The 13,419-nt window shown below is 73.8% G+C and carries 8 protein-coding genes; 6 read left to right on the top strand and 2 right to left on the bottom strand.

Annotated elements, in window-relative coordinates; all coding sequences use genetic code 11:
- The first annotated feature begins 4 nt into the window (after positions 1–4).
- The 3 genes from IE118_RS15745 (at position 5) to recQ (ending at position 5,348) form a co-directional block, all read left to right on the top strand.
- A complete protein-coding gene (locus IE118_RS15745; RefSeq protein ID WP_189558498.1) occupies positions 5–1,576 on the top strand; it encodes an NADH-quinone oxidoreductase subunit M in 1,572 nt (523 codons plus the stop codon).
- Complete coding sequence (gene nuoN / locus IE118_RS15740; protein WP_189558497.1) at positions 1,573–3,234, top strand: NADH-quinone oxidoreductase subunit NuoN; 1,662 nt, start codon at positions 1,573–1,575, stop codon at positions 3,232–3,234. Before IE118_RS15745 ends, nuoN begins: the two co-directional genes overlap by 4 nt.
- 185 nt (positions 3,235–3,419) lie before the next feature.
- Entirely contained in the window at positions 3,420–5,348 is a 1,929-nt protein-coding gene (recQ, locus tag IE118_RS15735) for a DNA helicase RecQ (RefSeq protein ID WP_189558496.1), read from the top strand.
- 91 nt (positions 5,349–5,439) lie between these two features.
- Here recQ and IE118_RS15730 read toward each other — a convergent pair whose 3' ends face one another.
- Together IE118_RS15730 and fahA are read right to left on the bottom strand one after the other, a co-directional pair.
- Positions 5,440–6,381 (bottom strand): M56 family metallopeptidase, encoded by a 942-nt coding sequence (locus IE118_RS15730; protein ID WP_189558495.1) that lies wholly within the window; start codon positions 6,379–6,381, stop codon positions 5,440–5,442.
- A gap of 167 nt (positions 6,382–6,548) precedes the next feature.
- Entirely contained in the window at positions 6,549–7,763 is a 1,215-nt protein-coding gene (gene fahA, locus IE118_RS15725; protein WP_189558494.1) for a fumarylacetoacetase, read from the bottom strand.
- Between the two features lie 303 nt (positions 7,764–8,066).
- Between fahA and IE118_RS15720 the strand changes: the two genes are divergently transcribed.
- The 3 genes from IE118_RS15720 to IE118_RS15705 are packed head-to-tail and all read left to right on the top strand — an operon-like array spanning position 8,067 to position 13,380.
- Positions 8,067–9,254 carry a DegT/DnrJ/EryC1/StrS family aminotransferase gene (locus IE118_RS15720; RefSeq protein WP_229846836.1) on the top strand — a complete coding sequence of 396 codons (1,188 nt, stop codon included), beginning with the start codon at positions 8,067–8,069 and terminating at the stop codon, positions 9,252–9,254.
- Complete coding sequence (locus IE118_RS34615) at positions 9,251–12,943, top strand: lipopolysaccharide biosynthesis protein (protein WP_308431845.1); 3,693 nt, start codon at positions 9,251–9,253, stop codon at positions 12,941–12,943. Before IE118_RS15720 ends, IE118_RS34615 begins: the two co-directional genes overlap by 4 nt.
- A complete protein-coding gene (locus IE118_RS15705) occupies positions 12,940–13,380 on the top strand; it encodes a hypothetical protein (RefSeq protein WP_189558492.1) in 441 nt (146 codons plus the stop codon). The genes IE118_RS34615 and IE118_RS15705 overlap by 4 nt, the downstream gene beginning before the upstream one ends.
- Positions 13,381–13,419: the final 39 nt, after the last annotated feature.

Here is a 13,419-nt window from a genome sequence, read left to right as displayed (position 1 = left end):
ACCGATGTCCTTTCCTCTGCTGACAGCGACGGCGGCGCTCCCGGCCATCGGGGCGATCGCCACGGCCGCCGTGCCGGCCGCGAAGCGCACGGCCGCCAAGTGGCTGGCCCTGCTGTTCTCGCTCGCCACCCTCGTCCTGGCGATCGTCGTCCTGGTGCGGTTCGAGCCGGGCGGCGACCGCTACCAGCTCACCGAGTCGCACGCCTGGATCGCGGACTTCGGCGTCCGCTACGAGCTGGGTGTGGACGGCATCGCGGTGGCGCTGATCGCGCTGACCGCGCTGCTGATCCCCTTCATCGTCCTGGCGGGCTGGCACGACGCCGACCCCCTGGAGACGGGGAGCAGGCGGTGGCGGCCGACACAGGGCTTCTTCGCCCTGATCCTGGCCGTCGAGGCGATGGTGATCCTCTCCTTCGAGGCCACCGACGTCTTCCTCTTCTACATCTTCTTCGAAGCCATGCTGATCCCGATGTACTTCCTCATCGGCGGCTTCGGGGACCGTGCCCACGAGCACGGCGAGGAGAAGGCGGCGACCCAGCGGTCGTACGCGGCGGTGAAGTTCCTCCTCTACAACCTGGCCGGCGGTCTGATCATGCTGGCCGCGGTGATCGGGCTGTACGTGGTCGCCGGGAACTTCTCGCTCACCGAGATCGCCGCGGCGCGGGCCAGCGGCGAGCTGGAGATGTCGACGAACACCGAACGCTGGCTGTTCCTCGGCTTCTTCTTCGCCTTCGCGGTGAAGGCGCCGCTGTGGCCGCTGCACACCTGGCTGCCCAACGCCATGCAGGAGTCCACCGCGCCGGTGGCCGTGCTGATCACGGCGGTCGTCGACAAGGTGGGCACCTTCGCGATGCTCCGCTTCTGCCTCGGGCTGTTCCCGGAGGCCAGCAAGTGGGCGACGCCGGTCGTCCTCGTCCTGGCGGTCGTCAGCATCATCTACGGGGCGCTGCTCGCGGTCGGCCAGCGCGACATGAAGCGGCTGATCGCGTACGCGTCGATCTCGCACTTCGGCTTCATCGTCATGGGCATCTTCGCGATGACCAGCCAGGGCCAGTCCGGCGCGACGCTCTACATGGTCAACCACGGCATCTCGACGGCCGTGCTGATGCTGATCGCCGGATTCCTCATCTCGCGGCGCGGCTCCCGGCTCATCGCCGACTACGGCGGGGTGCAGAAGGTGGCGCCGGTGCTCGCCGGGACGTTCCTGATCGGCGGCCTGGCGACCCTCTCGCTGCCGGGACTGGCGCCCTTCGTCAGTGAGTTCCTGGTCCTGGTCGGCACGTTCACGCGCTACCCGGTGATCGGGATCGTCGCCACCTTCGGCATCGTCCTGGCCGCGCTGTATGTCCTCGTCCTCTACCAGCGGACGATGACCGGCCCGGTGAAACCCGAGGTCTCGGCCATGCCCGACCTGCGGGTGCGGGAGATCGCCGTGGTGGCGCCGCTGGTGGTGCTGCTGGTCTTCCTGGGCGTCTATCCGAAGCCCCTCACGGACGTCGTGAACCCGGCGGTGGAGCACACCATGTCCGACGTACAGAAGAAGGACCCCCGGCCCGAGGTGGAGGCGGCCAAGTGAGCGCAACAGCAGCCGTCCACAGCCTGTGGACAACGGCGGCGGCCGCGGCCGAGCCGATCGCGAAGATCGACGCGCCGAAGATCGAGTACGGGCAGCTCGCCCCCATGCTGATCGTCGTCGGCGCGGCGATCGTCGGGATCACGGTCGAGGCGTTCGTGCCGCGCAAGTCCCGTTATTACGCACAGATGTTCGTGTCGGTGGTCGCGCTGGCCGCCGCGTTCGCCGCCGTCGTGGCGCTCGCCGCGAACGGCTACGCCACGACCAAGGCGGGCATCGCGGCGATGGGCGCCATCGCCGTCGACGGACCGGCCCTGTTCCTCCAGGGCACCATCCTGCTGACCGCCCTGGTCGGACTGTTCACCTTCGCCGAGCGCCGGCTCGACCCGGAGGTGCACGGCAACCGCGTCGACTCCTTCGCCGCGCAGGCCGCGGCCGTACCGGGCAGCGAGAGCGAGAAGAAGGCCGTCAGGGCCGGGTTCACGACCACCGAGGTGTTCCCGCTGCTGCTCTTCGCGGTGGCCGGCATGCTGGTCTTCCCGGCCGCCAACGACCTGCTGACGCTGTTCGTGGCGCTGGAGGTCCTCTCGCTCCCGCTCTACCTGATGTGCGCGCTGGCCCGCCGCAAGCGGCTGATGTCGCAGGAGGCGGCGGTCAAGTACTTCCTGCTCGGCGCGTTCGCCTCCGCGTTCATGCTGTTCGGCATCGCCCTGCTGTACGGCTACGCGGGCTCGATGTCGTACGCGACCATCGCGCAGGTCGTCGAGGGCACCGTGCCCGAGATCACCCCGGCGCTCGCCGCCACCACGGGCAACGACGCGCTGCTGCTGACCGGCGCCGCGCTCGTGGTCATGGGCCTGCTGTTCAAGGTCGGCGCCGTGCCCTTCCACATGTGGACGCCCGACGTCTACCAGGGCGCCCCGACGCCGGTGACGGGCTTCATGGCGGCGGCGACCAAGGTGGCGGCGTTCGGAGCGCTGCTGCGCATCCTGTACGTGGTCCTGCCGGGCCTGCGCTGGGACTGGCGGCCGGTGATGTGGGGCGTCGCCATCGTCACCATGCTGGCCGGCGCGATCGTCGCGATCACCCAGACCGACATCAAGCGGCTGCTGGCGTACTCGTCGATCGCGCACGCGGGCTTCATCCTCGCGGGTGTCATCGCGGCCACGCCGTCGGGCATCTCCTCCGTGCTGTTCTACCTGGCGGCCTACTCGTTCGTGACGATCGGCGCGTTCGCCGTGGTCACGCTGGTGCGGGACGCCGGCGGCGAGGCGACGCACCTGTCGAAGTGGGCGGGGCTCGGCCGCCGCTCCCCGCTGGTGGCGGCGGTCTTCGCGGTGTTCCTGCTGGCCTTCGCCGGCATTCCGCTGACCTCCGGCTTCTCCGGGAAGTTCGCCGTGTTCAAGGCGGCGGCGGAGGGCGGCGCGGCCCCGCTGGTGGTGGTCGGTGTGATCTCGTCGGCCATCGCGGCGTTCTTCTACATCCGCGTCATCGTCCTGATGTTCTTCAGCGAGCCGCGCCCCGAGGGCCCGACCGTCGCGGTGCCCTCACCGCTGACCATGACGGCGATCGGGGTCGGCGTGGCGGTCACGGTGGTGCTCGGCGTGGCGCCGCAGTACTTCCTGGAGCTGGCCGGCGACGCGGGGGTGTTCGTGCGCTGACACCGCGTGCCGCGGAACGGGCGGGCGGCCCGGCATCCCCTGGACGGGGTGCCGGGCCGCCGCCGTTCCCCCCGGGGCTGTGGACAACTCCGGGGGCTGTCGGTGCGGGCGCCTATCGTGGACGCAGTGGTCGAGGTACGACGCACGGGGGACGGGACGATGCAGGGACGGGCGGTGTCGCCGGGATGGCAGTGACGGATGGTGAGGCGCTGGCAGTGCTGCACCGGGTCTTCGGGTTCGAGGCCTTCCGGGGTGAGCAGGAAGCGGTCGTCGACCACGTGATCGCGGGCGGCGACGCCGTCGTGCTCATGCCGACCGGCGGTGGCAAGTCGCTGTGCTACCAGATCCCGGCGCTGGTCAGACCGGGTACGGGAGTCGTCGTCTCCCCGCTGATCGCCCTGATGCAGGACCAGGTGGACGCACTGCGGGCGCTGGGCGTGCGCGCCGGGTTCATGAATTCCACGCAGGACTTCGACGAGCGGCGGACCGTCGAGGCGGAGTTCCTCGCCGGCGAGCTGGACCTGCTCTACCTCGCACCGGAGCGGCTGCGGCTGGACAGCAGCCTGAACCTGCTCTCGCGCGGCAAGATCTCCGTCTTCGCGATCGACGAGGCGCACTGCGTGTCCCAGTGGGGGCACGACTTCCGGCCGGACTACCTCAGCCTGTCCCTGCTGGGCGAGCGCTGGCCGGAGGTGCCCCGGATCGCGCTCACGGCCACCGCCACGCACGCCACGCACCGGGAGATCACCGACCGGCTGAGGATGCCGGACGCCCGCCACTTCGTGGCCAGCTTCGACCGGCCCAACATCCAGTACCGGATCGTGCCCAAGGCCGACCCCCGCAAGCAGCTGCTGACCTTCCTGCGCGAGGAGCACGCCGGGGACGCGGGCATCGTGTACTGCCTCTCGCGCAACTCCGTCGAGAAGACCGCCGAGTTCCTCTCGCGCAACGGCGTCGAGGCGGTGCCGTACCACGCGGGCCTGGACGCGGGGACGCGCGCCGCGCACCAGGCGCGGTTCCTGCGGGAGGAGGGGCTGGTCGTGGTGGCGACCATCGCCTTCGGCATGGGCATCGACAAGCCGGACGTCCGGTTCGTCGCCCACCTCGACCTGCCCAAGTCGGTCGAGGGCTACTACCAGGAGACCGGGCGCGCCGGGCGGGACGGACTGCCGTCCACGGCCTGGATGGCCTACGGACTCAACGACGTCGTGCAGCAGCGCAAGCTCATCCAGTCCGGGGAGGGCGACGAGGCGTTCAGGCGGCGGGCGGGCGGACACCTGGACTCGATGCTGGCACTGTGCGAGACGGTGCGGTGCCGGCGCGGGCAGCTCCTCGCCTACTTCGGCCAGGAACCCGGCGCGCGGGGATGCGGCAACTGCGACACCTGCCTGACCCCGCCGGAGACCTGGGACGGCACCGTCGCGGCGCAGAAGGTGCTGTCGACGGTGGTGCGGCTCCAGCGCGAGCGCGGGCAGAAGTTCGGCGCGGGCCAGATCGTGGACATCCTGCTGGGGCGGCGCACTGCCAAGATCATCCAGTTCGACCACGACCAGCTGTCGGTGTTCGGCATCGGCGAGGAGCTGAGCGAGGCCGAGTGGCGGGGCGTGGTGCGCCAGCTGCTCGCCCAGGGGCTGCTCGCCGTCGAGGGGGAGTACGGCACGCTGGTGCTGACCGGGGAGAGCGGGGCGGTGCTGCGGCGGGAGCGGGAGGTGCCGCTGCGCAAGGAGCCGAAGAAGCCGGCCGCGGCGCGGAGCGCGGGCGGCCGGGGCGAGCGCCGGGCCAAGGCCGCCGCGGCCGAGCTGCCCGAGGAGCTCCAGCCCGCGTTCGAGGCGCTGCGCGCCTGGCGCGCCGAGCAGGCCCGCGAGCAGGGCGTCCCGGCGTACGTCATCTTCCACGACGCCACGCTGCGGGAGATCGCCACGGCGTGGCCGGCGTCGGTGGCCGAGCTCGGCGGGATCAGCGGGGTGGGGGAGAAGAAGCTGGCGACGTACGGGGAGGGTGTCGTGGCGGTGCTGGCCGGGATGACGGCGCCGGGAACCGCTGCCGCGCCCGGCGGCCCCGAGGGCCCGGACGACTGGCCGGACGAGGAGCCGGAGCCCGACGACTGGGCGTAGGCGGCCGCGCGTCGCCGACCGGGCGTGGGTGGCTGCGCGTCGGGCGGGGGCGGCACGCGGGCCGGGGTCGCGGACCCCGGCCCGGTGGTGGTCACCTGGGCAGAGCCGTCAGGCCGGGAGCGAAGGTGATCAGCAGCGGGACGAACGGGACCAGCGCCGCCGCGGTGGTCGTCAGGGCACGGTCACGGCGGCCGAGGCGGGGCGGCGGCTCCAGCAGGCGGTCGACGCGCTCGCCGAGCAGGCGGTGGCTGGAGGAGCAGGACAGGACACCGCGGTGCTGGTTCAGCTCGATCAGTGCGAGGGCCGTGGTCAGGTGGCCGCAGCGGCGGGAGGCCGTGTCGTCGGCGGACAGCTCCACCAGGCGGTGGGTCTGGTCGCAGAAGTGGGCGAACAGCGGGATCCGGGGGAAGCCGGTGGCCAGGGCCGTGGAGAGGTGCAGCAGCCAGTCGTGGCGGGCGCGGGCGTGGCCGCGCTCGTGGGTGAGGACGGCGTCGACCTGGTGGTCGGTGAGGCGCCGCAGCGCGCCGGTGGTGACGATCAGCTGGGGCGGGCTGCCGGGCATCCACCACGCGTCCGGGTACTCGTCCTCCAGCACCAGCAGGGGGCCGCGGGCGGCGGGCAGACCCGCGGGCAGGTCGGGGGCGCGCTCCCGCAAGTGCGCCCGGGCCTGTGCGCGCCGGCGGCGGGCCTCGGCCAGCTCGCGTCCGAGCATCGCCGTCGTCCAGGCGGCGCCGCAGGCCAGCAGCACGGTGAGGACGACGGTCCAGGGCGAGGCGGCGGACAGGTCGTAGGCCGCGGTCACCGCGGGCGGCGCCGGGGCGAAGAGCTGGGCGCGGACGGTGCCGAAGACGGCCGCGGCACCCAGCGCGAGTGCCGTCAGACAGCACAGCAGGACGGTGGCGACCAGGCACTGCCACACCCACAGGGCGACCACCGGTTCCCGTTCCGGCCACTTCGCCCGGGTCAGGGCCCGGGGGACGGGCACGGCGGCCGTCACGGCGACAACGCTCAGCAGGAGCAGGCAGACGGTCATGCCACGGGCTCCGGTTCCTGTCGGAAGGGGCGGCTCGGGGGCGTGCGGGTCGTGCGGGTCGTGCGGAGGGGCGCGGTGCCGGTACGCGCACACCGCCCGACGCCAATTATGACGGCGAAGGGCGGTGCGGGCCGGGGATCGGCGGAGATCGGACAGGGCCGGATGGGTCAGGGCGCGGGGACCACCCGTCCCGTGACCTCGCCGAGGCCCACGCGCACGCCGTCCGGGCCCGGCGCCCAGGCGGACAGCGTCACCACGTCGCCGTCCTCCAGGAAGGTCCGCTTGCCGTCGGGGAGTTCGAGGGGATCGCGGCCGTTCCAGGTCAGTTCCAGCAGCGAGCCGCGTTCCCGTTCGGTGGGGCCGCTCACCGTGCCGGAGCCGTACAGGTCACCGGTGCGCAGGGACGCGCCGTTGACGGTCATGTGGGCGAGCTGCTGGGCCGCCGTCCAGTACATGGTGGAGAAAGGAGGCTCGGAGACGACGTGCCCGTTGAGGGTCACGGTGATCCGCAGGTCGTAACCCCCGGGCTCCTCACCGGTGTCGTCCAGGTACGGCAGCAGGGGGTGGGTGCGCTCCGGCGGCGCCACCCGGGCCTCCTCCAGGGCGTCCAGCGGGGTGATCCAGGCCGACACCGAGGTGACGAAGGACTTGCCGAGGAACGGGCCGAGGGGCACGTACTCCCACGCCTGGACGTCGCGGGCGGACCAGTCGTTGAGGAGGCAGAGGCCGAAGACGTGGTCGCGGTAGTCGCCCAGCGGCACCGGCCGGCCCCGCTCGGACGGCGTGCCGACCACGAACCCGACCTCCGCCTCGATGTCGAGCCGGGCGGACGGCCCGAACACCGGGGCGGCGTCGGCGGGCGCCTTGCGCTGGCCGGAGGGGCGGACGACGTCGGTGCCGGACACCACGACGGTGCCGGACCGGCCGTGGTAACCGATCGGCAGGTGCTTCCAGTTGGGGGTCAGGGAGTCGGCGGCGTCGGGGCGGAACATCCGGCCGACGTTCCGTGCGTGGTTCTCGGAGGCGTAGAAGTCGACGTAGTCCGCGACCTCGAAGGGCAGGTGCAGGGTCACCTCGGACAGCGGGTGGAACAGCGGCTCGACGGTCTCCCGGTGCGCGGGGACGGTCACCCAGGCCGTGAGCGCCCGCCGTACGTCCGACCAGGCCGTCCGGCCCGCCGCCAGCAGCGGGTTGAGGGTCGGGCGGGCGAGCAGGGAGGCGTAGGGGGAACCCAGGGCGTGTGCCGCGGCGCCGGCGTCCAGGACGTGGTCGCCGAGCCGGACACCGACGGTCCGCTCCGACGAGCCGGGGGGCGAGAACACGCCGTACGGCAGGTTGTGCGGGCCGAAGGGGTCGCCCTCGGGAACATCGAAGGGGGGCATCGGGTGCTGCCTCGCTTTCGTGTGCGCAGGTGCTCCACGTGTCCGTGGCCGTGCCACACGTTACGGGCCGCGCGGAGGTCTTGTGCAGAGCGTCGGGCACGGCGTCCCCTCCCGTACCGGAAGTTATCCGCAGGACGCGACGCAATCTTGACGGAGCGGTGCGAACGGGGCGACTCTGGGCGGGTGCCGGAAGGCCTCGGGGAGGGGGCGTTCCGACGGCACACTGGGGGGCTCATGGCCATAGGGGAGGCCGGCCCGCGCCCGGCGCGCTCTCAGTCGCGGCCTCAGCGGCTGGAAGAGATGATGCGCGGCCGGCTCGGCCGGGAATGCGTGTACGTGCCGTCGTGCAGGCTGGGGCTGTACGTGGCGCTGCGCCACTGGTGCCCGCCGGGCGGCAGGGTGCTGATGTCGCCGGTCGACGACGACGTCGTCCTCTTCGTGGTGCTGGCCGCCGGACTGCGGCCGGTGCAGGCGCCGTTGCACCCGTTCGACGCGTCCATCGACGTCGACGCCGTGCCCGAGGAGACCTGGGGCTCGCTCTCCGCCGTGCTGACCACCAACCTGTACGGCAACCCGGACCCGGCACCCCGGCTCCGGGCGCGCTGCGACGCGCTGGCCATCCCGCTCATCGAGGACGCGGCGCACGCGATCGGCAGCGAGGTGGGCGGGAGGCCGGTCGGCACCTGGGGCGAGGCCTCCGTCTTCAGCCTCTCCAAGCACGTCGGCGCCCGGGCGGGCGGCGTCCTCTCGCTCGCCGCCCCGGACCTGGGCGACGCCGTGCGGCGCACCTGCCGCGACCTGCTCACCCCGCCCCGGGCGGCATCCGAACTCGGCTACGCCGTCCGGCCGTACGCGGAGGCGGCGGTGCGCGGGCTCGGGCTGCGCCGGGCGGCCTGGGCGACGATGGGGCTGCTGGGGCTGACGGAGCGCGAGGGGATCCGGATGCCGCTGCGCCCGGAGGCGCTGGCCCGGGCCGTCGGCGCGGCCCCGGACCTGACCGCGTTCGACCCCTGGGTCCGCGTCGACCTGCACGGCTACCGGCGGGAGTCCGGTCCGCTGCGGCTGCGGCGGGTCCGGCGCGGCCTGGGGCGGCTGGAGGGGGTGCTTCAGGCGTACCGGAACGGCACCGAGCTGCTGCTGTCGACGCGCTGGGCCCGGCCGCGTGCCGGGAGCGGGACGCCACCGCTGTTCCGGGTGCCGCTGTTCGTGGCGGACCGGGACGCGGTGAGGGCCGCGCTGGCCCGCCGGGGCATCGTCGTCGGCTACCTCTACGATCCGCCCCTCGACGACTACGCGGGGGAGGGCTTCACCGACGTCTCGCCCGCGCCCGCGGCGGCCCGCTGGTTCGCGCGGCACGCGCTGCCGGTGGACCCCCTGCGCGCGCGGGAGGCCGTCGAGGTGCTGGAGCGGTCCGGCGCGCGGCCGGCCGTACCACCGCGGGCACCGGCCCGGCCGGGGACGGCGGCCGGCGGGGCGGGGCCGTCGTCGTGACGGACACCCGGGTGCACGAGCCGGCCGCGCCCCGCGCCGGTGGGCGGCCCCAGCCCGCCGAGGACCGGTCCGGCGCCGACTCCCTGTTCAGGAACGCCTACTTCCTGATGCTCAGCACGGGTGTGTCGGCGGTGCTCGGGCTGGGGTTCTGGCTCGTCGCCGCCCGCTACTACTCCGAGGAGGCCGTCGGGCAGGGCTCCGCCGCGATCGCCGCGATGCGGCTGCTCGCCAGCATCACCGCGACCACGATGATCGGCGCGGTGGTCCGCTTCGTCCCGCGTGCGGGCCGCCGGACCGCACGCCTGGTGTGGGGGGTGTACGGGGCGAGTTCGGTGGTCGTGGCCCTGGCCGCGGGCGTCTTCCTGCTCACGCTGGAACGGTGGGGAGCCTCCTACGAACCGCTCGGCACACCGGCGGCCGGCGCGCTGTTCGTCGCGGCGTGCGTGGCGTGGGCGCTGCTCACGCTGCAGGACGGGGTGCTCACCGGGCTGCGCAGGGCCGCCTGGGTGCCGGCCGGGAACGCGGTGTTCTCCGTCGGGAAGCTGGTCCTGCTGGCCGTCCTCGCGAGCGCGCTGCCCGTCCTGGGCATCTTCGTGTCGTGGGCCGTCGCCATCGCGTTCTCCACCCTGCCGCTCGGCTGGCTGATCTTCCGCCGGCTCATTCCGCGCCAGGCCGCCGCGGACCGGGACGCGGAACCGCCCGGCCTGCGGAGCATGGGCCGCTTCCTGGCCGGTGACTCGCTCGGCGCGCTGTTCAGCCTGGCGATGATCAACCTGTTGCCGGTGATGGTCGCGGTCCGCTTCGGCGCCGCGGAGAACGGCTACTTCTACGTGGCGTACACCGTCGGCGGCACCATGGAGTTCCTGGCCATCAACATGGCCTCGTCGCTCACCGCCCACGCCTCCCACGATCCGCGCCGGCTCGCCGACGGGCTGCGCGGGGCCCTGCGCCGCATGACGCTGCTGCTGGTACCGGCGGTCCTGGTCCTGGTCGTCCTCGCGCCGTGGATCCTCACCCCGTTCAGCCCCGGCTACGCCGAGCACGGCTCGACCGTGCTGCGGCTGCTCGCCCTCGGGGCGCTGCCCCGGGTGGTCGTGGAGCTGTACATCGGGGTGCTGCGGGTGCAGGGACGCACCGGTGTGCTCGCCGTGCTCCAGGGGGCGATGTGCGCCCTGGTGCTGGGCAGCGCGACGGTGCTGTTCACCCCGGCGGGGATCGCGGGGGCCGGGTGGGCGGTGCTGATCGGCATGACGCTGATGGCGGCCGTCTCGGCGCCCGGGCTGCGCGCGGCGCTGCGTGACACGGGCGGCGTCCCCGCCGGCCGGCCCGCCCCCGCGCCCGAGTACGGCACGCGCTGGGCCCGGCTGAACGCCACCGCCGGGTACGGCCCCGGCCGGCCCCGCCCCCCGGCGTACGACGGGGAGGGCGCCGAGAAGGGCGGCGAGGACACGGTCACGCTGTTCATCGGCCACCCGGGGTACGAGCGGGAGGCGCTGCAGGCGGACACGCTGGCCCTGATCGTGCGCCCCCACGGTCCGGACGCGGCACGGGCACCCGCGGACGGCTCCGCCGCGGACGGCCCCGTCGCCGCAGACGGCCGGGCGGCCGGTCCGGGGACCGACCACGCCCCGGAGCCCGACCGTCAGGGGGGAACCGTCATGCGTCCGCCGGCCACTCCACGAGAGAGATCCGCGCCCGAGCCCGTGCCCGAGGGCACCGCGGCTCCGGCCACCCCCGACGGCACCGCGGCGGGACGCACGGCCGGGCCGCCCGCTCCGCGCGCCTCGCAGTCGTCGAGTCCGGCCGGTGAACCGGTAACGGACCTGTCCGCCCTCCCGCCCGTACCGCGGGGCCGGCGCGGCCCGCGCGCGGCCCTGCCGGCCGTGCCGCTGCTCGCCGCACTGGCCCTGTGGGGGTACGCGGTCCGGCACACCGACGTGTCACGGCTGGACGACTTCGGTCTGGTCACCGCGCTCCACCCGGCCTTCTGGGCGGGACTGGCCGTCCTCACCGCGGGCTTCTGGCACACGGTCCGCGATCCCCGGCGTCCCGGCGGCTGGGCGGCGGCGTACGTCCTCGGGCTGCTGGTGATGGAGCGGGCCACCCAGGCCCTGCTCTACCCGACGCCGCTGTACGCCTGGGCGTGGAAGCACGACGGTGTCGTCGACCACCTGCTGACGGCCGGCGGGCTGCAGACGGCGGACCAGGTCGGCGACATGGCCGTCTACGACCAGTGGCCCGGCTTCTTCGCCGCGCAGGCGGCGCTGGTACGGCTGCTGGGCGTGGAGTCGGCGGCCATGTACATGGCCTGGTGGCCGCTGGTCTCCAGCCTGATGCTGCTGCTCCCGCTGCTGCTGGTCTACCGCACCTTCACCGAGGACCGGCGGCTGATCTGGACCGGCGTCTGGCTGTTCTGCGTGGCCAACTGGGTGGGCCAGGACTACTTCTCCCCCCAGTCGGTGGCCTTCGCGCTGCACCTCGGTGTGCTGGCCGTCGTCCTGCGCCGGTTCGGCCGGTCCGGCGGGACGCGCGGCCGGCAGGGGCAGGCCGTCTGGACGGTCGTGCTCAGCGTGCTGGTGGTGGCGATCGTCATCTCGCACCAGCTCACTCCGGGCATGCTGGTCGTCTCGCTGCTGGCCCTGTGCCTGGTGCGCCGTCACCGCGACCGGGTCCCGGTCGTCACCACGGTCGTCGTCTTCCTGGCCTGGTGCCTGACGGCGGCGCTGCCGTTCCTGTCCGCCGCGCTGCCGGACATGATCCGTTCCGCCGGCGACCTCGGCGGCAACGTCGCCACCGGGTACGGGGCCACCCCGACCGGCACCGGGGCGGTGACCACCTCGTGGGCGGCCCGGCTGCTGACGGCCACGGTGCTGCTGCTCGCGGTGGCCGGGGTGTGGCGGCAGCGGGTGCTGCGCCGGCGGGCGCTGCCGCTGCTGCTGCTCGCGGCGGCCCCGCTGCCGATGCTGGTGGCGAGCGGCTACGGCAGCGAGATGCTGTTCCGGGTGCTGCTGTTCATGCTGCCGGGCGTCGCCTTCTTCGCCGCCGCGGCGCTGGTGCCCCGGGTGCGCACCCCCGCCGCCGGGGACGGTCCGGACGGCCGTGCCGAGGGCCCCGCCCGGGGCAGGTGGCGGCGTGGTGCCGGCACCGGGGGTCCGCTGCTCGTGCTCCTCGCCGCGACCCTGGCGTTCGTGCCGAGCTACTCGGGCAAGGACAGGATCAGCTACTTCCCGCCGGCGGAGGTGGCCCTGGTCCAGCGGCTCTTCGACGAGGCGCCCGGGGGTTCGACGGTCGTCGCCGCCAACCGCAACTACCCGCTGGCGTACGCGTCGTACGGGAGCATCGGCCACTACTGGTTCCTCGAGGACGACCGGCGGCACGTCGACGAGGTCGTGCGCGACCCGGCCGCCACCCTCGCCGCCGACATGGCCGGGGTCGAACGCCCGGGCCGTGCCTACTTCCTGCTCACCCGGGGCCAGTTCGCCAACTCCGAGATGAACGGACAGCTCACGGAGGACCAGTTGAACCGCATCCGGGACTCCGTCGCGGGCTCGCCCCGCTTCCGGCTGGTGGCGGAGAACGACGCGGGCGTGGTCTACGAACTGCGGCACGAGGACGCGGACGAACCGGCGGGAGAGGGAGAAGGACCGGCGGGAGAAGGAGAAGGACCGGCGGGAGGGGCGGAGCGGTGACCCCACAGGACCTCGTCGTGCGGATGGTGCCGCCGTTCGCCGGCTGGCTGGCCCTCGGCGCGCTCGCCCTGCCCGGCGGTTCGCCGCTGCGCGGCGCGGCGGTCGCCGTGTTCCTGGCGGCGGGACCCGGCGCGGCCCTGCTCGGCGTCTGCGGACCGGCGCTGGGTTCCCGGCCCGCGCGGGGGCCGTCCGCGTCCCCGGACCCCGCCTTCGCCCGCCGCTCCGACCTGCTGGAACGACTGATGCTGGTGGTCCTCCTCAGCGTCGGCGCGGTGATGACCGTCGCCACGGCGCTGATCGCCACCCATACCTTCAGCGCGCAGCGGGTGCTGCTCGCCCTGACCCTCCTGACCACGCTCGCCGCCTGCTGCCCGAGGCTGCGCGCCTCCCCGCCGGCACCGAGGACGCCGACGACACGGAAGGGCTCCCCGTTGTGAGGTTCCCCCGCCCCCTTCGCCGCCACGGCGGCCCGGGCA

It is taken from the genome of Streptomyces pilosus (assembly GCF_014649835.1).
Classification (GTDB): Bacteria; Actinomycetota; Actinomycetes; order Streptomycetales; family Streptomycetaceae; genus Streptomyces; species Streptomyces pilosus.
This window is presented reverse-complemented; position numbering and strand designations above follow the sequence as displayed.